Source organism: Acidovorax sp. Root217, from assembly GCF_001428645.1.
GTDB lineage: Bacteria > Pseudomonadota > Gammaproteobacteria > Burkholderiales > Burkholderiaceae_C > Acidovorax.
Genome location: NZ_LMIH01000005.1, coordinates 53695 through 75562, shown reverse-complemented (window position 1 = coordinate 75562; position 21868 = coordinate 53695). Strand labels below are relative to the sequence as shown.

Here is a 21868-nt window from a genome sequence, read left to right as displayed (position 1 = left end):
TCACCCGGGCGCCAGCGCCAGGAAGTGGTGTACTGCGGGCTTGTCCGGCCCCTGGTGAAAGCGCAGCGCCTGGGCCTGCAGGTCGGCATCGGCCTGGGAAACGCGGTCGTGCTGGCGCAGGTGCTCGGCCCAGGATTCGACCAGGAACCATTCGATCACACGCTCCGGCTCGCCCGTGTGCTCGGCCACGCCCCAGGCATAGGCCCCGTCGCGCCGGCGCTCTGCCGCCACGAGTTGCATGGCCTGCAGGAAGGCGGGCTGGTCCTCCTTGCGGATGCAGTATTCGACCTGCACCATGACCGGACCGCGATCGTGCGCCACAGGTTCTGCCAACAGGGGCTCGGGCCAGTGGCGCGAGGGCTGCAGGTCCGCCTCGCCCGTGGGCAGCTTCACGCGGTGGAACAGGAAGGCCACCACCACCAGCCCGGCCGCGCCGATGAGCAGCGTTGCCGCCAACCCCAATTGCCCCGCCACCAGGCCCCAGCCCAGGCTGCCGGCGGCCATGGCGCCGTTGAACACCATGAGGTAGATGGCCAGGCCGCGCCCGCGCACCCAGTTGGGCAGCACGGCCTGGGCCACGCCGTTGAGGGTCGTCAGCGCGATGATCCAGCCCAGGCCCAGCACCATCATCAGCGCCACGGCGGCCCATTGCGGCGGCGCCAGGGTCAGCGCGCCCATCACAACCGCCGTGAGCAGCGAGGCGGTGAGCACCAGGCCATCGGTATCGAGCCTGCGGCGCAGGCGCGGCAGCAGCACGGCGCCCAGGATGGCGCCCGCCCCCACGGCACCCAGCAGCACGCCATAGAATCCAGCCGAGCCGCCCAGCATGCGCCGGGCCACCAGCGGCAACAGCGCCCACACGGAACTGGCGAACAGAAAGAACACCGCCGCGCGCAGCAGCACCACGTGCAGCTCGCGGCTGGCGCGGGCATAGCGCACGCCGGCCCGGAAGGCGCCGAAGAACTGCTCGTTGCGCCCCGTGTCCACGGCCGGCGGCCGGCGCCACCACAGCAGTGCCGCCACCACGAACACATAGCTCAGCACGTCGAGGCCATAGGCCGCAGCCGCACCGAAGCTGGCCAGCAGCAGGCCGCCCACTGCGGGCCCCACGGCCCGTGCGATGTTGATGCCCAGCGAGTTGAGCGCCACGGCGTTGCGCAGCTCGCTGCGCGGCACCAGCTCGGGCACGATGGACTGCCAGGTGGGGCCCATGAGGGCCGCGCCCACGCCGCCCAGGAAGGTCAGCGCGATCAGGTACTCCACCGTGAGGGTGTGGGTCTGCGCCAGCAGCAGCAGGGCACCGCTCACGCCGGCCAGCAGGATCTGCACGCCGATCAGAAAGCGCCGGCGGTCCAGGATGTCCGACAGCACGCCCGCCGGCAGCGCCAGCAAAAAGATCGGCAGCGTGGCCGCCGTCTGCACCAGGGCCACGGCCGTGGGGCTGGTGGACAGCTCGGTCACCATCCAGGCGCTGGCCACATCGCGCATGAAGCTGCCGATATTGCCCAGCACCGTGGCAGCCCACAGCACCGCGAACACCGGCAGGCGCAACGGTGCGAAGCTGCCGGACTGCGCAGCGGGCACTGCCGCTGGCGCAGGGGTTTCAGGATGGTGGTGGTCGTTTTCATGTGCCATGCAGGCCTCCCAGGTCGTGCCAGGCCACGAGCACGAAACCGCCCGCCAGACCCCAGTGTTCAAAGAATGCGTTGGCCGCGCGCCGGCGCTCGGCCGGTGCTGCCTGCCAGAAGCGGTCGGCCAGAAATGCTGCCAGCACCGTGAAGCCTGCGAGCGCCAGCGCCCCGACCCACCGATACCAGCCCGAAACCACGAGGGCCGAGGCCCCGAGCTGCAATGCGATGGTGGCGGCCGCCAGCGGCGCGGCCGGCGCCAGGCCGAAGTGCCGCATCTCGGCCACGGCACCGGCGAAGTCGCGTGCCTTGGCGAGGCCGCCCTGCAGGTAGGCCGCGCACAGGCATAGCAGGGCCAGCGACTGCACCCAGGGTGCGGTCGCGGCGGAATGGAGGGCTTGTGCCATCACACCGCCCAGCAGGCGCAACCGAGCGCACCCCAGAAGCCCTTGAGGTCGGCAATCGGCAGCTGGCTGCTCCAGGCCGTGGCGTGCTGGTGGCCATGCACATTGCAGTCGTTGGCGCAGGCACAGGCGGCCGCCGCGCGGCGCACCACGGCCTGCAGCGGCGCGCCTTCCTGGTCGCCCCAGCCGCCGTAGCCGCCGAAGGTGCGCACGGGCGACCAGTCGGGCATGGCCGGCGGCGGCGCAGCGCCATCGTGCGCGGCGAAGTCGCCCACGCCGTAGACCACCTTGCCGCCCACCACGGTGAGCAGGGCCGTGGTGTCGGCGATGTCGGACTCGGGGCAGGCGAAGAAGTCGCGGTCGGGCACCACCAGGTCGGCGAGCTGGCCCACCTCGATGCGGCCCTTCTTGCCCTCTTCGTTGGAAAACCAGGTCACGTTCTCGGTCCACATGCGCAGCGCGGCTTCGCGGTCCAGGCAGTTGCGCTGGGGGGTCAGCTGCAGGCCGCCCACCGTCTTGCCCGTGACCAGCCAGGACAGCGAGACCCAGGGGTTGTACGAAGCCACGCGCGTGGCGTCGGTGCCGGCGGAGACCTTGACGCCTTTCTCCAACATGCGCTTGACCGGTGGCGTGGCCTCGGCGGCGCCTGCGCCGTAACGCTCGACGAAATACTCGCCCTGGTAGGCCATGCGGTGCTGCACGGCCACGCCGCCGCCCAGCGCGGCAATGCGGTCGATGGAGCGCTCGGAGATGGTCTCGGCATGGTCGAAGAACCAGTTCAGGCCGGCCAGCGGCGTGTCGCGGTTCACCTTCTCGAACACGTCGAGCGCGCGGGTGACGGTCTCGTCGTAGGTGGCGTGCATGCGCCAGGGCCAGCGGTTCTGCGCCAGGATGCGCACCACGTCCTCCAGGTCGTCTTCCATCTCCGGGCCCATGTCGGGCCGGGGCTGGCGGAAGTCCTCGAAGTCGGCGGCCGAGAACACCAGCATCTCGCCCGCGCCGTTGTGGCGAAAGTAGTCCGTGCCCTGCTTGTACTGCGAGGTCGCCGTCCAGTGCAGGAAGTCCTCTTTCTCCCCTTTGGGCTTTTGCGTGAACAGGTTGTAGGCCAAGCGGATGGTGAGTTGCTCCGCGTCGGCCAGCTCCTGGATCACGGCGTAGTCGTCCGGGTAGGCCTGGAAGCCCCCGCCTGCATCGATGGCGCCCGTGACGCCCAGGCGGTTGAGCTCGCGCATGAAGTGGCGCGTGGAGTTGACCTGGTAGTCGTGCGGCAGCCTGGGGCCCTTGGCCAGCGTGGCGTACAGGATGGCGGCATTGGGCTTGGCCAGCAGCAGGCCCGTGGGGTTGCCCGCGCTGTCGCGCACGATCTCGCCGCCCGGGGGCGCGGGGGTCTCGCGCGTGTAGCCCACGGCGCGCAGCGCCGCGGCGTTGAGCAAGGCCCGGTCGTACAGGTGCAGGATGAACACCGGCGTATCGGGCGCCACGGCATTGAGCTCGGCAATCGTGGGCAGGCGCTTTTCGGCGAACTGGTGTTCGGTGAAGCCCCCCACCACGCGCACCCACTGCGGCGCAGGCGTCACCGCCACCTGGCGGCGCAGCATGGCCATGGCGTCGGCCAGGCTGCGCACGCCGTCCCAGCGCAGCTCCATGTTGAAGTTCAGGCCGCCACGGATGATGTGCAGGTGGTTGTCGATGAGCCCGGGCAGCACAGAGCGGCCCTGCAGGTCGATGACGCGCGTGCCGGGGCCGGCCAGCGGCAGGATCTCGCGGTCCGCACCGACCTGGGCGAAGCGGCCGCCCGCGATGGCCACGGCGCTGGCCGTGGGCTGGGCCCGGTTGAGCGTGGTGAAGCGGCCGTGGTGCAGGATCAGGTCGGGCGTGCTGGTCTGGGCCATGGGAGAGGTTCCTTCAGAGGCGGGAGATGGCGAGGTGCCGCAGTATCGGGCACCCCTCGGGGCTGTTGGGTGACTCGGGGAAAGCGCAGCCCATCAACCTTCGTGCGCGTTGAACATGCTTTTCGCGTAGGTGATGCCCAAGCCGTAACCCCCGCCGAACTTCTTCGCGATGCCCGTCGTCATGTCATAGGTGTCGGTGCGGGCCCAGTCGCGCTGCAGCTCCAGCAGGTACTGCAGCGCGGTGATGGGCCGTGCGCCGGCCTGCACCATGCGCTCCATGGCGCGGTTGTGGGCCTCGGTGGAGATGTCGCCGCTGGCATCGGCGATCACGTAGACCTCGAACCCCTGGTCCAGTGCCGACAGGGCCGGCCCGACGATGCAGACGCTGGTCCACAGGCCGGCCAGCACGATGCGTGGCTTGCCGATGGCGTTGATGCGATCGATCACCGCGGCATCCTCCCAGGTGTTCATGGAGGTGCGGTCCAGTAGCGCCTGGCCGGGGAACGGGGCCGTGACTTCCTCGAACATGGGGCCCGAGAAGCTCTTTTCGGCCACGGTGGTGAGGATGGTCGGCACCTTGAAGCCGGCCGCTGCGCTGGCCACCAGGCCGGCATTGGAGCGCAGCGTGATCGCATCGATGGAGTGCGTGGCAAAGGCCATCTGCGACTGGAAGTCGATCATCACCAGGGTGTGGTCGTTCGGGGTCAGTAGCGTGGAACCGGCGGCGGGCTTGGCGATGGGCATCATGGGAATCTCCTAAAAATTGGAAAAAGGCCTTGGAAAAAGGGATCGGACTCAGCCGGGCATCACAGGCAACTCGTTGGGGCGCAGGTCGAACACCAGCACCTCGGCCTGCTCGCCATCGGCAAAGCGCAGCGCCTCGGGCTCGCGGATGCGGGCCCCGTCGCCTTCGGACAGGCGCTCGCCGTTGACCGTGAGGCTGCCGCGGGCCACGTGCACATACACATGGCGGTCGACACCCACGTCCAGCGTGGCGGACTCGGCACCATCGAACAGACCGGCATAGACCCGGGCGTCCTGGTTCACGGCCAGGGAGCCATCCGTGCCTTCGGGCGAGATGATCTGGCGCAGGCGGCCACGCTTGTCGGCCTCGCTGAAGTGCACCTGCTGGTAGCGCGGTGCGGCACCGCGCACGCCGGGCACGAGCCAGATCTGCAAAAAGTGCACGGCTTCGTCACCCGAGTGGTTGAACTCGCTGTGCTCCACGCCGGTGCCGGCGCTCATCATCTGCACGTCGCCAGGGCGGATGACCGAACCCGTGCCCATGGAGTCCTTGTGCTCCAGCGCGCCTTCGAGCACGTAGGAGAAGATTTCCATGTCGCGGTGGCCGTGGGTGCCAAAGCCCTTGGAAGGGGCGACGCGGTCGTCGTTGATCACCAGCAGGTCCGAAAAGCCTTGCTGCTTGAGGTCACGGTAGTGGCCGAACGAAAAGGTGTGGCGCGAGTGCAGCCAGCCGTGGTTGGCATTGCCGCGGTGTTGGGCTTTGCGGATGTCGAGCATGGTGATGTCCTTTCTTCAGATTCGATGGGGTTCACACTGAACTTCTGGCCTGCCGTCCGGCAGTTGTCAGAGAGCTGCAGTGCTCGGGTGAAGAAAGTATCTCGCCGCAGAGGGGGGCATAGGTTGAAACATCAACGGCTCCATGATCGATAATTTCGATGATTGAAACATCCCGCTTTTGGCCATGCTGAAACTGACCCTGGAAGCCATCGAACTCGTGGACGCCATCGCGCGGCACGGCTCCTTCGCGGGCGCGTCCGAGCAACTGCACAAGGTGCCCTCCACCATCTCCTACGCCGTGGGCAAGCTGGAGGAACAACTGGGCTTTGCCCTGTTCACACGCAACGGCCCGCGCGTCACGCTCACGCCTGCTGGGCAGGAGATGCTCAAGGAAGGCCGCTGGTTGCTGGTGGCCGCCGGTCACCTGGAATCGCGCATGCGCCAGATCGCGACGGGCTTCGAGTCGGAGCTGCGCCTGGTGCACGACTCGCTGATCCCTACCAGCGCCTTCAACGACGACATCTGCGCCTTCGAGGACCTCCATTGCGGCACGCGCCTGCGGATTGGCTGCGAAGCGCTCACCGGCACCTGGGAGGCGCTGCGCGAGGGCCGCGCCGACATCGTCGTGGCGGCAGGCGAAGGCCCGGCTGGCGGGGGTTACAAGGCCGTGGCCGTGGGCAGCCTGGAGTTCGCGTTCTGCGTGACGGCCACGCATCCGCTCGCGCAGCTCCAGCGCCCGCTGGCACGCAACGACCTGCTGGAGCACACGGCCGTGGTGGTGGGGGATGGCGCGCGATCGCTGTCGGACCGCACGGTGGGCCTGCTGGCGGGGCAGCGGCGCATCACCGTGCCCTCGATGCAGGCCAAGATCGCCTGCCAGGCCGCGGGCCTGGGCCATGGCTTCGTGCCGCGCGCCTGCGTGCGCCACGAGCTCCAGACCGGCATTCTGGTCGAGCTGGTGGTGCAGGAGCCCCGCGCCGACGAGACCTTCTGGCTGGCCTGGAGGCCCGAGCACATGGGCGAGGCGCTCAAGTGGTGGCGCCAGCGGCTGGCCCGGCCGCTGCTGCCCGGGATCCTGCCACACTGATCCGGCCAGGGCCCAAGCCCCGGGCCAGGCTTTAGCCCAGTTGCTGCAGCACGGCGTGTGCGCCCTGCTTCGACGAGGCCGGGTTCTGGCCCGTGATCAGGTTGCCATCGGTCAGCACATAGGGCGCCCAGTCGGCACCCTTGGAATACTGGCCGCCGTTGGCCTGGAGCATGTCTTCCACGAGGAAGGGCACGATCTTGGTCAGTTGCACGGCCTCTTCCTCTGTGTTGGTGAAGCCGGTGACCTTCTTGCCGTCGACCAGCGGCTTGCCGTTGGGCGCCTTGGCATGGCGCAGCACGCCCGGGGCATGGCAGACCAGGGCCAGGGGTTTGCCGGCGGCAAAGGTCTTCTCGATCAGCGTGATCGACTGCGCATCCTCGGCCAGGTCCCACAGCGGGCCATGGCCGCCGGGGTAGAACACGGCGTCGAAGTCCTCGGCGCGCACGCTGGCCAGCGCCACGGTGTTCGCCAGCACGCGCTGCGCGTCGGTGTCGGCCTTGAAGCGGCGCGTGGCATCGGTCTGCGCGCTCGGGTCATCGCTCTTGGGGTCCAGCGGCGGCTGGCCGCCCTTGGGCGATGCCAGCGTGATCTGCACGCCCGCGTCCTTGAACACGTAGTACGGAGCGGCAAACTCTTCGAGCCAGAAGCCCGTCTTCTTGCCGGTGTCGCCCAGTTGGTCGTGCGAGGTCAGGACCATCAGGATGTTTTTCGTCATGGTGTGGCTTTCAGGGTTGGTGAAGGAAATGGAAAGCAGTGATCAAAGTGCCGCTTCGAGCACGCGGCGGCTCACGGCCGGTGTCACGTCGCGGTGCTCGCCGAGCGTGACCATGCCGTGCGCTTCGAGCTGGGACACCAGCTTGTCCACGCTGTCCGCGCCCACGCCGTAGGCCGACAGGCGCGTGGGAATACCCATGCGCTCGAAGAAATCGCGCGTGGAGGCAATCGTGGCGTCGATGCGTTCGTCGTCGGTGCCGGTGCGGATGCCCCAGATCCGTTCGCCGTACTGCAGCAGCTTGGCGGCCTTGGTGGCGCGCTGCGCGTCGAGCAGCGAGGGCAGCACCACGGCTAGCGTGCGCGCATGGTCGATGCCGTGCAGGGCGGTCAGCTCGTGGCCGATCATGTGCGTGGCCCAGTCCTGCGGCACGCCGGCACCGATCAGGCCGTTGAGCGCCAGCGTGGCCGTCCACATCAGGTTGGCGCGGTCGGCATACACCGGCTCGGGTGCGGCCAGAATGCGCGGGCCCACCTCGATCAGCGTCTGCAGGATGCCTTCGGCAAAACGGTCCTGCACCGCCCCGTCCACCGGGTAGGTCAGGTACTGCTCCACCGTGTGCACGAAGGCATCGACCACGCCATTGGCCAGTTGCTGCGGCGGCAGGGTGTAGGTCTTGGTCGGATCGAGCACCGAGAACACGGGGTAGGTGTGCTGGCTGCCGAAGGCCAGCTTGGCCCCCTTGGCGCGGTGCGTGATGACGCCGCCGTTGTTCATCTCCGAGCCCGTGGCGGGCAGCGTGAGCACCGAGCCGAAGGGCAGCGCGCCGGTGACGTTGCGGCCATGCTGCTCCAGGATGGCCCAGGGGTCGCCGCCCTCGAACTGCACGGCGGCGGCGATGAACTTCACCGCATCGATCACCGAGCCGCCGCCCACGGCGAGCAGGAAGTCGAAGCCGCCGCCCTTGATCTGCGCCACGGCCTTCATCGAGGTCTCGTAGCTCGGGTTGGGCTCGATGCCGCTGAAGGTGGCGTGCTGGCGCGCGCCGAGCGCCGTGCGCACCTCGGCCAGCGTGCCGGTCTTCTCGGCGCTGGCGCCGCCCACCAGGATGAGCACCTTGGCATGGGGCGGCACCAGCTTGTCCAGGTCGGCGATGCGGTCCTTGCCGAAGGCGATGTGGGTCGGGTTGTGGAAGTCGAAGTTGAGCATGGGGGTTCCGTGGGGTTGGGGTGGTGAAGCGTTGGAAGAAAGTCGATCAGAGTAGACCGGTCGGCTAGTTATTCAAATGGGCATGGCACGGTACTGACACGACTGCTTTCAGGCGGACTGGCGCGGCGCCTTGCCTTTGCCTCCGCGAGGCGCCGCCCGGCTCCTCTGCGCATGTGCGGCTTGCGGCCTGGCTGGAGCAACGGGCCCGGCATCCGCGCCGCCCAGCAAGGCGTTCGTGGCGCGCAGCGCGTGCTCGAACGATGAGCCATCGCGCCGCAGTTTGGCCAATAGGCTGGCGCCCAGCCACATCTCGTAGAGCGTGAGCGCCATGGCCTCGGGGTCCGTGGCCTGCGGCACCGAACCGTCCTGAACGGCCTCGCGCAGGCAGCGGGCGAGCCGCGCCACGATCTGCGTAGTGCCATCGCGCAGGGCGATGCGCATGGTGTCCGACATGTCGGCCACCTCGGCGCTGAGCTTGACGACCAGGCACTTGCTGCCTTCGCCCGCCCCTGCATCGCAGGCCGGGCCGTCCACCCCGCACTGCGATACGTTCCAGTAGGCCCAGTAGCGCATCAGCCGTGCGCGTGCTGGCTGGCCATCGGGTGCCAGCACCTGCTCGAGGTGGGCCAGGTAGCGCTCTATGTAGCTGGCCAGCAGGGCCTCGCCGAAGCGCTCCTTGGAGCTGAAGTAATGGTAGAACGAGCCCTTGGGCACGCCGGCCGCAGCCAGGATCTCGGCCAGCCCCACGCCCACGAAGCCCTTGGTGGCAATGAGGCGCTCGCCACAGCGAAGAATGTGGGTCTTGGCGGAGGGTTGGTCGGTGGTCACGGGGCTATTGTGCGCCGATTAGACCGGTCGTCTAGCAATCTGCCGGAACGACCCTGTCGCCGTAATGGCCTTCCCGCTCAGCGGTTCAGGCCGCTCCGTACGCAGTGCATGAGCAGCGCTGCGCCATCCGGCGTGGTGATCTCTGCCACCGGCCGAAAACCGGCCTGCGCGTAGCAGCGGATGGCGCGCGCATTGTCGGGGCTGGGGTGCGTCTGGACCAGGCTCACGGCAGGGTCGGCCAGCAGCCGGTCGGTGAAGGCGCGCACCATGGCCCGGCCGATGCCCTGGTTCAGCCAGGGCCTGGTCGATGCCGCGCACGCCGGGGTCGGTGACATCCTCCCACCAGCCGTGGCCCGAGCCCATCGCCACATAGGACTGGATGAACCCCACAGGCTCTCCGTTCAGCGAGGCGATGTAGCCAGCGTGGCGCCGGGTGCGCCCTGCCCGGCCACATGGTCCGCGTGCAGTTGCTCGATGGATTCGGCCGGCCCCCGCCATTGCGCCAAATGCGGCCGCAGCAGCCAGCCATGCAGCATCGGCAGATCCTGCGCGCACACCAGCCCAACCAGAAGTCGGATGCGCCAGGCAAGCGCGCAGCTCCGCCCATCACACCGGGCGGCGGGCCATCAAGGCCCACACGCCCGCAGCGCTGAGCAGCGAGCCCCCTGCCAGGTTGAAGCGGCGCTGCGCACGCGGCGAAGCCAGCAGTTGGCTGGCCGAACCGGCAAACACAGCATAGGCCGTGGCGTTGAGCGCTGCCAGCGTGACGAAGGTCGCGGCCAGGATCCACAGCTGCTGCGCAATCGGCGCACCCGGGCGGATGAACTGCGGCAAAAAGGCCACGAAAAACACGATGCCCTTGGGGTTGAGCGCGGTCACGAGGTAGGTGTTGGCGAACAGCTTCCAGCGCGAGCCCGGGGCTTTGGGCGCGGCCAGTTCGGCCACCCCCACGCCGGCGCGCAGCATCTTGATGCCCAGGTACAGCAGGTACAGGCCACCGGCCCACTTGATGACCGTGAACCAGAAGGCCGAGGTGGCCAAGAGCGTGCCCAGGCCCAGCAGTGAGACCGCCAGCGCCGTCGAATCGCCCAGCGCCACGGCAGCGACCAGCGGCACGTTGGCGCGGCGCCCGTGGGCCATGGAATAGCTGATCACCGTGAGGACGGTGGGCCCGGGGATGATGAGCATCACCGCGCAGGCGGCGACGAAGGCGAACCAGATGTCGAGGGACATAGGCGAAGGCTCCTTGGAAGGCGCAACGGCTGCGCCTGTGCAATACGCCCTCAGTATGGCAAAAAGCCGGGATGCCTGCCTTGCGTCCGCGCGCTCAGTACCCGGCAGGGATGTCCGGCTCGACCAGCTGGATCAGCAGCGTCAGCGACTCCTGCCAGCCCAGGTAGCAGGCCTCGGTGGGGATCACGGCGGGGATGCCTTCCTGCACCACGCTCATCTCGGTGCCGCAGGACACCGGGGCCAGCGTGACCGTGGTGGTCATTTCGCCGGGCAGGTTGGCATCGTCGAAACGCGCGTTGTAGCGCAGGCGCTCGCCAGGCACCAGCTCCAGGTAGGTACCGCCGAACGAATGGCTGCCGCCCGCGCCGTGGTTGGTGAACGACATGCGGTATTCGCCACCCACGCGGGCATCGAGGGCGTGCACCTCGCCCGTGAAGCCGTGCGGCGGCAGCCACTTGGCCAGGGCCTGGGGGTTGAGAAAGGCGCGGTAGATGCGGTCGGGCGTGGAACGGATCACGCGGTGCAGACGAACAGTGCCGGTGGTGGTCATGGTTGGTGCCTGTGAAGCAGAGGACGGCCCTCTGAAACCTACGACGTTCGACCATGGCGGATATCGACAAGGCCATGACCAGGGAAAACCCTCGGCACCGGAATACCAATGCCCAACCTAAAAGGGCTGCCACCGCACGGATGTCGCGGCGATGGCACCCCTTTGGAAAGGCTGGGCCGGCAAGGCCCCGCGCACAACAATCAGTCCAGCTTCACGCCCGCCGCCTTGATGATCTCGCCCCAGCGTTTGGATTCAGCGCGGGCCATGGCGCGGAACTGCTCGGGCGTGCCGGGCAGCGGCTCCATGCCGAAATCGGTCATGCGCTTGAGCACGGCGGGGTTGGCCAGCGCCTTGTTCAGGTCGCCGTTCAGGCGCGCCGTGATAGCGGCAGGCAGGCCGGCGGGGCCGAGGATGCCCTGGAAGGCGTAGACCTCGGTATTGGGCACGCCGGCTTCGGCCAGGGTGGGCACGTCGGGCAAGGCCGCCACGCGCTTGGCCGAGCCAATGGCCAGGGCGCGCACCTTGCCCGAGGTGATCACGGGCAGGCCGGCCGCCAGGTCGAGGAACATGCACGGCACCTGGCCGCCCATCACGTCCTGCAGCGCGGGCGCCGCGCCGCGGTAGGGGATGTGCGTCAAGAAGGTCTTGGTGCGGTTCTTGAACATCTCCATCGCCAGGTGGTGCGGCGAGCCGTTGCCGGGCGATGCGTAGTTGACCTTGCCGGGGTTGGCGCGCACGTAAGCCAGGAATTCCTTGACGGTCTTGGCCTCGAACGAGGGGTGCACCACCAGCGCCAGCGGAAAGCGGCTGATGCCGCCCACGTAGGTGAAGTCCTTCTCGGGGTTGAAGGGCAGCTTGGTGAACAGGTGCTCGTTGAAGGCCAGCACGGCGTTGTCGGCCGACATGAAGGTGTTGCCATCGGGCTTGGCCGTGGCCACCAGCTGCGCGCCGATGTTGGTGGCAGCACCCGGGCGGTTGTCCACCACGATCTGCTGGCCCAGGGTTTGGCGCATGGCCTCTGCCACCGTGCGGGCCAGCACGTCGGTGCCGCCGCCGGCCGGGTAGGGCACGACCCAGCGCAGGGGTTGGTCGGGCCAGGCAGCCTGGGCCTGGGCCAAGGGGGCTGCGGCAGACGCGCCGGCAGCGGCCAGGGCGGAAAGAACGGTACGGCGTTGCAGGGTCATGGTTTTGTCTCCGTTGCAGGAAGAAAGAAAAGGAAACTGGGAACGGGACTATCGCGGCGCATTCGGTGGCTTGCGCTGCCGTGAGCCCGATGCGGCAGGGGGCACGCGCGTCACGCGAAACCCCTGGGCGGCCATCAGGGCGGGCAGGCCCTCGGGGCCCACCATGTGCAGCACCCCAACGGCCGCGAACACCGCGTGGCCGGCCGCATGCTGCGCTGCGATGCCGGCGGCCAGGGCGGGGTTGCGGCCCTCCACGATGCGTGCGTAGTCGGCGCGGTCTTCGGCGGTCTTGAGGCAATCGCACCAGTCGCCGTAATTGCGCAAGGTTTCAAGCTGGCCGTCGGCCCAGGCACGTGTGAGGGTGGCAATGATCTTGCGGGCCTGCCCGCCTTCGAGCTGCCGCAGGCCCTCGTCCATGGTGCGCGCCACCTTGGCCGGGTCGTCCGACACCAGCAGCGCGATCTGCGCCTCGGCGGACTCCAGCGAGACGACCTTCTTGTCCATGGCGCGCGCCAGACCCGCGAGGAACAGGTCGATGCCATAGGCCGGGTCGATCCCGGCGGTGCGCGCAGCCAGGCCGACCAGCGACATGAGCTGAATCTCGGGCCGCAGGCGCGCCAGCGCCGCATCGGCGCACAGTGCTTCGCTCTGCACGCGCAGGCGCTTTGCCAAGGGCTCGGGCAGGGGTGGCGTATTGGGGCCTGGCATGACGGCGGTGGCCAGTCCACCGGCGACCGCCGGGTCCATCAGGTCCACTTCCAGCGCGATGCGGTCGGCACGCCGCAGTGCTTCGCGCACCGCAGGTCCGGGCAGCACCCAGCCACGCTCGGCCGCATGGATGGTGCCGTAGAGCCAACTGGTGCGGCCGTCCTTCTCGATGCGCCAGAGCAGGCCGCGGTCGCGGTCGTCACGGCGGGCCGCCTCGGCATCGGCGGGGCCGATGGGGGTCGCGGCGGGTGGGCAGGCAGTGGCGTCGCTCTTGGCATGCACTACAAGGGCCGACACCAGCAAGGCCAGACCGACAAGGCCTGCGCGCAGGCAGCGGCCTGGGAGTGGCAGGAAAAGACTGGGCATATCAGCAGCCCAATGTGCCAAGCATCGCCACGGCTTGTAAAACTGGCGCGCTCCATACCAGTGCCCCCGCGCAAGGGCCGCCCCGCCGCGAAGGCGGCGTATCCAGCGCTTGCGCTGGGGGCGTCCCCCTCCCAGATTGCGAAGCAATATGAGAGAGGGGTGAAGGCGCGAAGCGACTCAGGGGGTGCATCTCAACCCGGCTCCACGATGGCCTGGTCGATGGCGCCAAAGATGCTCGCGCCGTCCTTGCCCTTGACCTCGATGCGAATGGTGTCGCCGAACTTCATGAACTCGGTGCTGGGCTTGCCGTCCTGGATGGTCTCGATGCAGCGCTTTTCGGCAATGCAGCTGTAGCCCTTGGGCCACTCGGTGCGGCCGTTCTGCTCCACGCCCTTGTTGCTCACGGTGCCGCTGCCGATGATGGAGCCGGCGCGCACGTTGCGCGTCTTGGCCACATGGGCGATGAGCTGGCCGAAGTGGAAGGTCATCTCCGGGCCGGCATCGCACATGCCGACCTTGCGGCCGTTCCAGGTGGACTGCACCACCAGGTCCAGGCGGCCCTGGTGCCAGGCGTCGCCCAGTTCGTCGAGCGTCACCGCCACCGGGCTGAAGGCAGTGGCCGGCTTGCTCTGGAAGAAGCCGAAGCCCTTGGCCAGCTCGGCCGGGATCAGGTTGCGCAGGCTCACGTCGTTGGCAACCATCACCAGGCGGATACCGTCTAGCGCCTGCTCGGGCGTGGCGCCCATCTTCACGTCGCCGGTGATGACCGCGATCTCGGCCTCGAAGTCGATGCCCATGGCTTCGCTGGGCACCACCACGTCATCGCAGGGGCCGATGAAGTCATCGCTGCCGCCCTGGTACATCAGCGGGTCGGAGTAAAAGCTCTCGGGCACCTCGGCATTGCGCGCCTTGCGCACCAGCTCCACATGGTTGAGGTAGGCCGAGCCGTCGGCCCACTGGTAGGCGCGTGGCAACGGGGCCATGCACTGGGCCGGGTCGAACGGGAAGGCATGGCGCGCGCGGCCGGCGTTGAGCTGGTCGTACACGTCCTGCAGCTGGGGCGAGAGGAAGCCCCAGTCGTCGAGCACCTGCTGCAGCTTGCTGGCAATGCCGGTCGCATAATGGGCCGTGCCCAGGTCGCGCGAGACGACGACCAGTTGGCCGTCGCGCGAGCCGTCTTTGTAAGTGGCTAGTTTCATGGGGCAGAACCTCTGTCTCTGGAAGGTGGATGGCACAACCCTTGGCGAAAATTACGCTTGGGTAAACTGATTTAACTAAACAAAACTACCAAATTTTAGTGCACATGGACAAAGAACGTGCAGGTATCCAGTCCGTGGAAGTCGGCTTTGCCTTGCTGGAAGGCCTCACCCATGCGCGAGGCCCGTTGATGCTCAAGGACGTGGCGGCCTCGGCCGGCATGAGTGCCGCCAAGGCCCACCGCTACCTGGTGAGTTTTCAGCGCCTGGGCCTGGTTACGCAGGATAGCCGCACCGCGCGCTACGACCTGGGCCCGGCGGCTCTCAAGCTGGGCCTGGCATCGCTAGCGCGGCTCGACGCGGTGCGACTGGCGCGCGAGCGCATGCCGGCCCTCATGGGAGACATCGGCCACACCCTGGCACTGGCGGTATGGGGCAACCATGGGCCCACCATCGTGCACTGGGAGGAGTCGCCCCAGGCCGTCACCGCCAACCTGCGGCTGGGCGACGTGATGCCCTTGCTGGCCTCGGCCACCGGCCGCTGCTTCGCCGCCCACCTGCCGCCCGAGGTGGCCGCCCCCCTGCTCAAGGAAGAACTGGCCCGCGCCAGCAAGATGCGCCGCACCGACCTGCCCACCACCATGGCCGAGGTGCAGACCATGCTGGCCGAGGTGCGCGAGCGCGGCGCGGCGCGTGTGGTGGACACCCTGCTGCCCGGCATCGTGGGCTTCTGCGCGCCGGTGTTCGATGCCGACGGCCACCTGGAGCTGGGCATCACCACGCTGGGCTCCATCGCCACCTTCGACCCCGAATGGGGCGGCGCCATCGACACCCCGCTGCGCGCCGCGGCGGGCCAGCTGTCGCGCGATCTGGGCGCGGGCTGCGCATGACGCACGGGCAGCCCCGCTGATGCCCCGGCGCGCGCTGATCGCCCTCACCGCGCTGGTGCTGGTGCTGCACTGGCTGCTGCTCCAAGGCGTGCCCCTGGTGTGGGACAGCCCGGCCGCTCCCACGGGTCAGGTGTTCAGCACGCGCACCATTGCGGCGGCACCCGCGCCCGTGGCCGCACCTGCACCGACACCCACGCCTTCGGCCACCCCGCCACCCGCCGCGCCGGCACCCATGCCACGCAAGAGACCGCCGCGCCCCGCACCGGTCGCCGAAGCCCCCCCCACCGAGCCGCCAGTGGCAGCACCAGAGCCTGTAGCGCCCCCCGAGCCAGCGATGGAGACGGCGGCCGCGGCGCCCCCCCCTCCTGCCACGCCCGAGCCCGCAGCCTCTGCCGCCGTGGCAGCGGCATCCGCACCAGTCGCACCCGCGTCCACCCCGGCAGAGGTGAACCCCACGGCCGCCGGCATCGACATCGCACCGCCCGGCAGCGGCACGGGCCAGAACGCCAGTGCCACGCCACCGCCGGTGCAGATTCCGCCCCCGGTGCGCCTGACCTACGAGGTCAAGGGCCAAGTCAAGAAATTCGACTACACGGCCCGGGCCGAGCTGCTGTGGCAGCACGACGGCAGCCGCTACGAGGCGCGCCAGGAGGTGAGCGCCTTCCTCATCGGCTCACGCACCCAGCGCAGCACGGGCCTGGTCAGCGCCCAAGGCCTGCAGCCTGAGCGCTTCGGGGACCGCTCGCGCAGCGAGCAGGCCGCGCATTTCGACTATGCCCAGGGCCGCGTGACCTTCAGCGCCAACACGCCGCAGGCCGCTATCGGCCCCGGTGCGCAGGACAGGCTGAGCATGTTCATCCAGCTCGCGTCCATGCTGGCGGCCGACCCGGCCCGCTACACCCCGGGCACGCAGATCACGCTGACCACCGTGAGCGCCCGCAATGCCGACCGCTGGACCTTCAGCATCGAGGCCCCGGAGACCCTGAACCTGCCGGTGGGCGCCACCCCCACCCTCAAGCTGCTGCGCCTGCCCCGGCGCGACTACGACCAGAAGGCCGAGCTGTGGCTTGCGCCCAGCCTGGGCTACCTGCCCGCGCGCATCAAGCTCACCCAATCCAACGGCGACTTTGCGGACCTGTTGCTGCGCGGTAGTGAAAAGCCCTGAGCCGCCGTAGGCCATGGCGCCCTGGCCCACGGCCGAATTGGCGAAGTGGAAGTAGGAACCGCGCCTGCGCCGGTGTTGCGTTATCCCCACCGCCTGCGAAATACCCCTGCGGAACCACCGCTTCGCACAATTCGTGAAATACTGTTACCACGCAGGGCCAGCCCACAAGCCTTGAACTCTGCCGACCCGCTGTCATCTGACATTCATATCGACAAAGGGAACACGATGCACATGCTCTACGACTCCGAATCCTTTGTGGTGGTCCATATGCTGCCCGACGCCCGGGAGTCCGTTGGCCAGGTACTCAACGACACCGCACCACCCAAGCCCCAGCTGGCACGCCACGGCTTCGAGATCGTGGACAAGCGCTCGGGCAAAGAGGTGTACCTGGACGGATCGTGGGCAGAGATGTTCCAGCAGCAGATCCTGGCCTGGCAGCGCGACACCCCCACGCAGGAAGAAGTGGAAGATGCCCTGGACCGCTATGCAGGCCTGGCACAGAACCCCGTCGTCGTCCACTGACCCGTCGGCGCAATCGGGCGCCAGCGGTCACTCCACCGGATAGAGCCGCCTGAACAGTGGCTCCACCAGGATCAGTACGGCAATCAGCCGGCACACCTGGAAGGCCGTGACCACCGGCACGCCCAGTTGCAGCACCTTGGCCGTGATGGCCATCTCGGTGATGCCGCCTGGGGAGGTGCCCAGCAGCAGCGTCACCCAGGGCAGGCCCGTGCCCCAGGCCAGCACGGCGGCGAACAGTGCGCAGATGCCCATCAGTCCCAGCGTCCCCGCGGCCACGCTGGCCAGCCAGCGCGGCGCGGTGTGCAGAAAATCTGCCCGGAAGCGCACCCCCAGGCTGACCCCAATCACCAGCTGTGCGGCATTCACCAGCCACTGCGGCACGGCCGAGAAGCCGATGCCCGCCATGGCAAAACCCATGGACACCACCAGCGCGCCCATGAACCAGGGGTTGGCACGGCCCAGCCGGTCCATGGCCAGGGCGCCCGCGCCGGTGAGCAAGGCCATGAGCGCGAGGCCGGGCCAGTCCACCACGCGCGTGGCGGGCGGCAGGATGTCGATGCCGTGCAACCCGCTCCACTGCAGCGCGAACGGGATGGTGATGGTCACGATCAGCAGGCGCAGGCTGTGGCTGGCGGCCACCAGATCGGTGCGGGCGTTCTCGCGCTCGGCCAGCAGGGTCATCTCCGACGCGGCGCCGATGGCGCCCGAGAAATAGCTGGTCGCACGCATCATGCTGGCCGGCACGCCGTGCATGCGCGGCGCATGCACCCGGTACAGCCAGGCGCCGAACAGCCAGCCCAGCACCAGCGCCCAGACGATGCCCAGCGCAATCGCCCACCACAGGCCAGCCACCAGGCCCATGACCTGGGGCGTGAAATACAGGCCCAGGGCCGCGCCAATGGTCCACTGCCCCCCATTGCGCAGCGGCCCCCAACTCTCGGTGGGCGCACCGGCGATGGACAGCAGCGAGGTGGCCAGCAGCGGCCCGATCATCCACGGCAGCGGGGTCTTGAGGGCGACGCAGGCGGCGGCCGCAGCCCATGCCACGGCAAGGGTCAGCACCACGCGGCTGGTGAATTGAAAATAAGTACGCATACGAAAGACAGCAACCCGCGAGTATCGCTTGCGCACTCGGATGCGCCCAAAAGCCCTGCACTGCCCGTGGGGCATGGCAGGCATCGCACATGGCGGGGGGTCACGCCCGGCGGACGTCTCCTGCCAGTTGCGACAGCCGCTGCACGAGCGGCGCAAACAGCTCCACGGGCGTGTGGCCATAACCCAGCACCAGGCCGTTGTCCTCGGGCCGGGGCTGGAGGGCAAAGGCCGACAGCGGCGCGGGCGCCATGCCGTGCCCGCGCGCTGCGGTGGCAATGGCCTGGTCCGGGTAAGCGGGCGGCAGGCGCACCATGAGGTGCATGCCGCAGTGCCCGCCCTCGATGCCATGCGGCACCACGAGGTGCTGCGCCAGCGCCGCGCGCAGCTGGTGCTGGCGCTCGCGGTACAGGCGGCGCATGCGGCCCAGGTGGCGGCTGAACTGGCCGCTGTCGATGAAGTCCGCCAGCGCCAGCTGGGCGTGGCGCTGGCCGCCGCGCAGCATCTCGGCCAAGGGCGGGCGCACGGCGGCCAGCAGCGCCTCGGGCAGCACGACGAAGCCGATGCGCAGCGCAGGGAACATGGTCTTGCTGAAGGTGCCCACATAGAGCACCGGCGCACCATCAGCCAGCCCCTGCATCGCGGCGATGGGCTCGCCGGCATGGCGGAACTCGCTGTCGTAGTCGTCCTCGATGATCCAGGCGCCATGGCGGCGCGCCTGCTCCATCAGCGCCAGGCGCCGCGCCACCGAGAGCACCGACCCGCCCGGGTACTGGTGCGAGGGCGAGGTGTAGACCAGGCGCGGCGTGCGCGTGCGCCAGTCGGCTTCGTCGGCCACCAGGCCCTGGGCATCCACCCGCAGCGGCAGGGTGCGCAGGTCGCCACCATGCAGGGCCGATTGGGCGCCCCGGTAACCGGGGTCTTCCACCCAGGCCGTGTCGCCCGGGTTGGTGAGCAGGCGCACGCACAGCACCAGGGCCTCCTGCGCGCCTTCGGTGATCACCACCTGCTGCGGCGTGCAGCGCACGCTCCGGGCCAGCGCCAGGTGGCGTGCGATGGCGGTGCGCAGCACCATTTCGCCGAGCGGATCGCCATAGCCCAGGGCGGCAGGGCCGCCGTCGCGCACCGCGCGGTCGAGTGCGCGGCGCCAGGCAGCAAATGGAAACTGCGAGAGTGCGGGCATGCCCGGGCTCAGCCAATGGGCCGGCCCTGGGCGCGCAGCCCTGGGCTGGATGAGCGCCAGGCGCGCCGCCGTGGCGGGAGGCTGTACTGCCGGCTGCGGGCTGGACGCGACCACCGATGGCGACGACAGCGCTGCCACCCGTGTGCCCTGCCGGTCGGACTGCACATAGCCCTCGGCCAGCAGGTGCTCATACGCCGCCGTCACGGTATTGCGCGAGATGGCCAGGCCCTCGGCCAGGGCGCGCGAACCGGGCAGCGGGCTGCCGGCGGCCAGGCGCCCATCCAGGATGGCCTGGCGCAGCCGCTGGAACAGCTGGCGCCGCAGGGGCGCGGCCCCCGGGCCATGGTCCAACGCCTGCTCCAGCAGGGTTGGGGGAACCGAGGGTTCGGCCGGCAGCGCGGCATCCATGAAGGCATCGGACATGCGTGGCACCTGAAATTTTTCCTGAACTGGCACTTTTCACAATACCACGCCCAGTTTACCGTGCAGCCTGCCCTTCCCTCTTTGATCAACCCAAAGGACAACTCCCGCATGGCTTCCACCCTGAACGCCTACCAGCAGCCCGTCGGCTCCCCCCTGCCCGGCTGGAGCGCACGCCCGCGCCCCGCACGCGATGCCATCGAAGGCCGGCACTGCCGCCTCGAACCTCTGGATGCAGCCCGCCACGCCGCCCAACTGCATGCCGCCTACGTGAAGGCCTCGGACGGCCGGGACTGGACTTACATGAGCGTCGGCCCGTTTGCCGACGAGGCCAGCTACCGCGCCCACTGCGAGCAGGCGGCGGCCAGCACCGACCCGCTGCACTACGCCGTGATCGACCAGCGCACCGACAAGGCCGTGGGCACGCTGGCGCTGATGCGCATCGACCCGGCCAACGGCGTGGTCGAGGTCGGGCATGTGATGTTCTCGCCGCTGCTCAAGCGCACGCCGATCTCCACCGAGGCGCAGTACCTGCTGATGAAGTACGTGTTCGCCGACCTGGGCTACCGGCGCTATGAATGGAAGTGCGACAGCCTGAACGGCCCCTCGCGCCAGGCGGCTGCACGCCTGGGCTTCACGTTCGAGGGCATCTTCCGCCAGGCCATCGTCTACAAGGGCCGCAACCGCGACACGGCCTGGTTCTCCATCATCGACAGCGAGTGGCCTGTGATCAAGACTGGCTTCGAGCGCTGGCTGGCAGCCGCCAATTTCGACACCCAGGGCGCGCAGCGCGCCTCGCTCACGCAATTGCGCGCGGCCGGGCCGGTGGCGGTATGACCTGCCGCCTGGATGCCATCTCGCGCCCCATGGGGGCCAGGGCTTCGGGTGGCAACAGCTGCTGCACGGCCGGGTAGGCCGCGCCTTCCTCGTCCTCGATGTGGCGCGCATAGCGCAGGGCAAAGCGCTCCAGAGCGGCCTCGTCCTCCGCGCTGAAGGCACTGGCCTGGCCGTCCGCCAGGGCCTGCAGGGGCTGCCGCGCCGCAGCCCACTCGGCCACCATGTCCTGGTGGTCCTGCAGCAGGCGCTGCACCAGCGCGACCATCGCGGCGTCCCCCTCGGCCAGCAGCGGCGGGAACACATGCAGTTCCTCGTCCCGGTGGTGCAGGGGCGCCGCGATGTCGAAGTAGCGCAGCACGTCGTGCGCGGCCTGCCGGGCGGACTCGTCGCTGCCCTGCAGCGCTACATGCGCGCGCAACCGGCCCAGCAGTGCCAGCGTGCGCTGCACCCGCTCGTGGCAGGCCTCGAGCATGGCAAAGGGCTCCTCGAAGCCCACGGCCGGGGTGTTGAAACCAGGAAGCAGCACCGTCAGACCAGCTTCTCAGCCGATTCAAAAGGCAGCACCACGCCATCGGCTCCCAGCGTGCTCACATAGCTGGTGGTCGCCGGCCGCACGCGGGCCGCTGTCTTGCGCGCCTGCACGCTGCCTATGCTCAGAAAGCACAGGGCCAGTTCGTCCGGGCCCAGTCCGAAGAGCGCACGCAACCCGGCCGACTTGAGGGCCCGGCCACTGGTCAGCGCCGAGCCATAGCCCTGCGCCGTGGCCATGAGCAGCATGTTCTGCAGCGCACAGCCGGTGGACACCAGGCGCTCGGCCAGGTCGATGCGCGGGTCGCCCCGGCCGGCATCCACCACCGCCAGCAGCAGCACCGGCGCGCGGTAGGCCTTCTCGCGCGCCAGCGCCAGTTGCTCCGGCGTGGCGGCCTCGTCGCGCTCGGCCAGCGCCTGGGCAAACACCTCCGCCAGGGCCGCGCGCGCGGCCTCGGGCACCAGCACAAAACGCCAGGGCAGCAACTGCCCGTGGTCGGGCGCATGGGCCGCCGCGTCCAGGATCGCCGAGAGCTCGGCAGCGCTGGGGCCGGGGGCCACCAGCCGCTTGGGCAGCACGGTGCGGCGGGTGCGCATGAGCGCCCAGGCACTGGCCGCCGTGGCCTCCACCGCAGGCGGCACGCCATGGGGCACGGGCCGCAGCGGCCAGGGGATCACCGCCATGCTGGGCTTTCCGGGCCGGCAACGGGCAG

The 21868-nt window shown here is 69.2% G+C and carries 21 protein-coding genes and 2 pseudogenes; 5 read left to right on the top strand and 18 right to left on the bottom strand.

All coding sequences use genetic code 11. The annotated features are described in order from the left end of the window. The 5 genes from ASE31_RS01895 to ASE31_RS01875 form a co-directional block, all read right to left on the bottom strand. The gene (locus ASE31_RS01895) at nt 1-1635 is read right to left on the bottom strand and encodes an MFS transporter (RefSeq protein WP_082603986.1); all 1635 of its coding nucleotides are present in this window, start codon (nt 1633-1635) and stop codon (nt 1-3) included. Then, nucleotides 1625-2035 carry a DoxX family protein gene (locus ASE31_RS01890; RefSeq protein ID WP_057200220.1) on the bottom strand — a complete coding sequence of 137 codons (411 nt, stop codon included), beginning with the start codon at nt 2033-2035 and terminating at the stop codon, nt 1625-1627. Before ASE31_RS01890 ends, ASE31_RS01895 begins: the two co-directional genes overlap by 11 nt. Continuing rightward, on the bottom strand, nt 2035-3924 hold the full coding sequence (locus tag ASE31_RS01885; protein WP_057199838.1) for an amidohydrolase: 1890 nt from the start codon (nt 3922-3924) through the stop codon (nt 2035-2037). The genes ASE31_RS01890 and ASE31_RS01885 overlap by 1 nt, the downstream gene beginning before the upstream one ends. Before the next feature lie 93 nt (nt 3925-4017). Continuing rightward, complete coding sequence (locus tag ASE31_RS01880) at nt 4018-4668, bottom strand: hydrolase (RefSeq protein WP_369819433.1); 651 nt, start codon at nt 4666-4668, stop codon at nt 4018-4020. Nucleotides 4669-4719: 51 nt separating this feature from the next. Beyond that, entirely contained in the window at nt 4720-5445 is a 726-nt protein-coding gene (locus tag ASE31_RS01875) for a pirin family protein (protein ID WP_057199836.1), read from the bottom strand. Between the two features lie 184 nt (nt 5446-5629). Here ASE31_RS01875 and ASE31_RS01870 point away from each other — a divergent pair, with 184 nt between their 5' ends. Continuing rightward, on the top strand, nt 5630-6532 hold the full coding sequence (locus ASE31_RS01870; protein WP_057200219.1) for a LysR family transcriptional regulator: 903 nt from the start codon (nt 5630-5632) through the stop codon (nt 6530-6532). Nucleotides 6533-6563: 31 nt separating this feature from the next. Here the strand turns inward: ASE31_RS01870 and ASE31_RS01865 are convergent, their stop codons facing one another. From ASE31_RS01865 to ASE31_RS01825, 9 genes and pseudogenes are all read right to left on the bottom strand, one after another. Then, nucleotides 6564-7247 (bottom strand): type 1 glutamine amidotransferase domain-containing protein, encoded by a 684-nt coding sequence (locus ASE31_RS01865; RefSeq protein WP_057199835.1) that lies wholly within the window; start codon nt 7245-7247, stop codon nt 6564-6566. A 42-nt stretch (nt 7248-7289) separates the two neighbouring features. Next, complete coding sequence (locus ASE31_RS01860) at nt 7290-8453, bottom strand: iron-containing alcohol dehydrogenase (protein WP_057199834.1); 1164 nt, start codon at nt 8451-8453, stop codon at nt 7290-7292. Between the two features lie 108 nt (nt 8454-8561). After that, a complete protein-coding gene (locus ASE31_RS01855) occupies nt 8562-9281 on the bottom strand; it encodes a TetR/AcrR family transcriptional regulator (RefSeq protein ID WP_057199833.1) in 720 nt (239 codons plus the stop codon). 77 nt (nt 9282-9358) lie between these two features. Beyond that, a pseudogene (locus ASE31_RS01850) lies at nt 9359-9817 on the bottom strand (GNAT family N-acetyltransferase). Between the two features lie 70 nt (nt 9818-9887). Next, nucleotides 9888-10514 carry a LysE family translocator gene (locus ASE31_RS01845; protein ID WP_057199832.1) on the bottom strand — a complete coding sequence of 209 codons (627 nt, stop codon included), beginning with the start codon at nt 10512-10514 and terminating at the stop codon, nt 9888-9890. A gap of 94 nt (nt 10515-10608) precedes the next feature. Then, on the bottom strand, nt 10609-11064 hold the full coding sequence (locus ASE31_RS01840) for an SRPBCC family protein (RefSeq protein WP_057199831.1): 456 nt from the start codon (nt 11062-11064) through the stop codon (nt 10609-10611). Nucleotides 11065-11264: 200 nt separating this feature from the next. Then, nucleotides 11265-12242 carry a tripartite tricarboxylate transporter substrate binding protein gene (locus tag ASE31_RS01835; protein ID WP_057200218.1) on the bottom strand — a complete coding sequence of 326 codons (978 nt, stop codon included), beginning with the start codon at nt 12240-12242 and terminating at the stop codon, nt 11265-11267. Nucleotides 12243-12296: 54 nt separating this feature from the next. After that, nucleotides 12297-13322 carry a TraB/GumN family protein gene (locus ASE31_RS01830; RefSeq protein WP_057199830.1) on the bottom strand — a complete coding sequence of 342 codons (1026 nt, stop codon included), beginning with the start codon at nt 13320-13322 and terminating at the stop codon, nt 12297-12299. 191 nt (nt 13323-13513) lie between these two features. Further along, nucleotides 13514-14521, bottom strand: a complete 1008-nt coding sequence (locus tag ASE31_RS01825) for a fumarylacetoacetate hydrolase family protein (RefSeq protein WP_057199829.1) — start codon at nt 14519-14521, stop codon at nt 13514-13516. A gap of 104 nt (nt 14522-14625) precedes the next feature. Here ASE31_RS01825 and ASE31_RS01820 point away from each other — a divergent pair, with 104 nt between their 5' ends. The 3 genes from ASE31_RS01820 (at nt 14626) to ASE31_RS01810 (ending at nt 17095) form a co-directional block, all read left to right on the top strand. Beyond that, nucleotides 14626-15408, top strand: a complete 783-nt coding sequence (locus tag ASE31_RS01820) for an IclR family transcriptional regulator (RefSeq protein WP_057199828.1) — start codon at nt 14626-14628, stop codon at nt 15406-15408. A 19-nt stretch (nt 15409-15427) separates the two neighbouring features. Beyond that, nucleotides 15428-16573, top strand: coding sequence for a DUF3108 domain-containing protein (locus tag ASE31_RS01815; RefSeq protein ID WP_057199827.1), 1146 nt, complete (start codon nt 15428-15430; stop codon nt 16571-16573). Nucleotides 16574-16798: 225 nt separating this feature from the next. After that, on the top strand, nt 16799-17095 hold the full coding sequence (locus ASE31_RS01810; protein WP_057199826.1) for a DUF3567 domain-containing protein: 297 nt from the start codon (nt 16799-16801) through the stop codon (nt 17093-17095). 27 nt (nt 17096-17122) lie between these two features. On the opposite strand, the gene ASE31_RS01805 is transcribed toward ASE31_RS01810, so the two are convergent. Together ASE31_RS01805 and ASE31_RS01800 are read right to left on the bottom strand one after the other, a co-directional pair. After that, entirely contained in the window at nt 17123-18190 is a 1068-nt protein-coding gene (locus tag ASE31_RS01805; protein WP_057199825.1) for an AbrB family transcriptional regulator, read from the bottom strand. A 100-nt stretch (nt 18191-18290) separates the two neighbouring features. Continuing rightward, complete coding sequence (locus ASE31_RS01800) at nt 18291-19793, bottom strand: PLP-dependent aminotransferase family protein (protein ID WP_235514223.1); 1503 nt, start codon at nt 19791-19793, stop codon at nt 18291-18293. Nucleotides 19794-19901: 108 nt separating this feature from the next. Between ASE31_RS01800 and ASE31_RS01795 the strand changes: the two are divergent. Continuing rightward, a pseudogene (locus ASE31_RS01795) lies at nt 19902-20609 on the top strand (GNAT family N-acetyltransferase); the annotation flags it as partial. Here the strand turns inward: ASE31_RS01795 and ASE31_RS01790 are convergent. Next, nucleotides 20590-21099 (bottom strand): hemerythrin domain-containing protein, encoded by a 510-nt coding sequence (locus tag ASE31_RS01790; RefSeq protein WP_082604017.1) that lies wholly within the window; start codon nt 21097-21099, stop codon nt 20590-20592. The pseudogene ASE31_RS01795 and the gene ASE31_RS01790 overlap by 20 nt on opposite strands. 56 nt (nt 21100-21155) lie before the next feature. Further along, a complete protein-coding gene (locus tag ASE31_RS01785) occupies nt 21156-21839 on the bottom strand; it encodes a nitroreductase (protein ID WP_057199822.1) in 684 nt (227 codons plus the stop codon). Nucleotides 21840-21868 lie beyond the last annotated feature (29 nt).

Excerpts from the sequence above, each read along its gene's own strand:
- ASE31_RS01895 (WP_082603986.1), bottom strand. The coding sequence starts at position 1,635 with ATGGCACATGAAAACGACCACCACCATCCTGAAACCCCTGCGCCAGCG.
- ASE31_RS01890 (WP_057200220.1), bottom strand. The coding sequence starts at position 2,035 with ATGGCACAAGCCCTCCATTCCGCCGCGACCGCACCCTGGGTGCAGTCG.
- ASE31_RS01885 (WP_057199838.1), bottom strand. The coding sequence starts at position 3,924 with ATGGCCCAGACCAGCACGCCCGACCTGATCCTGCACCACGGCCGCTTC.
- ASE31_RS01880 (WP_369819433.1), bottom strand. The coding sequence starts at position 4,668 with ATGCCCATCGCCAAGCCCGCCGCCGGTTCCACGCTACTGACCCCGAAC.
- ASE31_RS01875 (WP_057199836.1), bottom strand. The coding sequence starts at position 5,445 with ATGCTCGACATCCGCAAAGCCCAACACCGCGGCAATGCCAACCACGGC.
- ASE31_RS01870 (WP_057200219.1), top strand. The coding sequence starts at position 5,630 with ATGCTGAAACTGACCCTGGAAGCCATCGAACTCGTGGACGCCATCGCG.
- ASE31_RS01865 (WP_057199835.1), bottom strand. The coding sequence starts at position 7,247 with ATGACGAAAAACATCCTGATGGTCCTGACCTCGCACGACCAACTGGGC.
- ASE31_RS01860 (WP_057199834.1), bottom strand. The coding sequence starts at position 8,453 with ATGCTCAACTTCGACTTCCACAACCCGACCCACATCGCCTTCGGCAAG.
- ASE31_RS01845 (WP_057199832.1), bottom strand. The coding sequence starts at position 10,514 with ATGTCCCTCGACATCTGGTTCGCCTTCGTCGCCGCCTGCGCGGTGATG.
- ASE31_RS01840 (WP_057199831.1), bottom strand. The coding sequence starts at position 11,064 with ATGACCACCACCGGCACTGTTCGTCTGCACCGCGTGATCCGTTCCACG.
- ASE31_RS01830 (WP_057199830.1), bottom strand. The coding sequence starts at position 13,322 with ATGCCCAGTCTTTTCCTGCCACTCCCAGGCCGCTGCCTGCGCGCAGGC.
- ASE31_RS01825 (WP_057199829.1), bottom strand. The coding sequence starts at position 14,521 with ATGAAACTAGCCACTTACAAAGACGGCTCGCGCGACGGCCAACTGGTC.
- ASE31_RS01820 (WP_057199828.1), top strand. The coding sequence starts at position 14,626 with ATGGACAAAGAACGTGCAGGTATCCAGTCCGTGGAAGTCGGCTTTGCC.
- ASE31_RS01815 (WP_057199827.1), top strand. The coding sequence starts at position 15,428 with ATGCCCCGGCGCGCGCTGATCGCCCTCACCGCGCTGGTGCTGGTGCTG.
- ASE31_RS01810 (WP_057199826.1), top strand. The coding sequence starts at position 16,799 with ATGCACATGCTCTACGACTCCGAATCCTTTGTGGTGGTCCATATGCTG.
- ASE31_RS01805 (WP_057199825.1), bottom strand. The coding sequence starts at position 18,190 with ATGCGTACTTATTTTCAATTCACCAGCCGCGTGGTGCTGACCCTTGCC.
- ASE31_RS01800 (WP_235514223.1), bottom strand. The coding sequence starts at position 19,793 with ATGTCCGATGCCTTCATGGATGCCGCGCTGCCGGCCGAACCCTCGGTT.
- ASE31_RS01790 (WP_082604017.1), bottom strand. The coding sequence starts at position 21,099 with ATGCTCGAGGCCTGCCACGAGCGGGTGCAGCGCACGCTGGCACTGCTG.
- ASE31_RS01785 (WP_057199822.1), bottom strand. The coding sequence starts at position 21,839 with ATGGCGGTGATCCCCTGGCCGCTGCGGCCCGTGCCCCATGGCGTGCCG.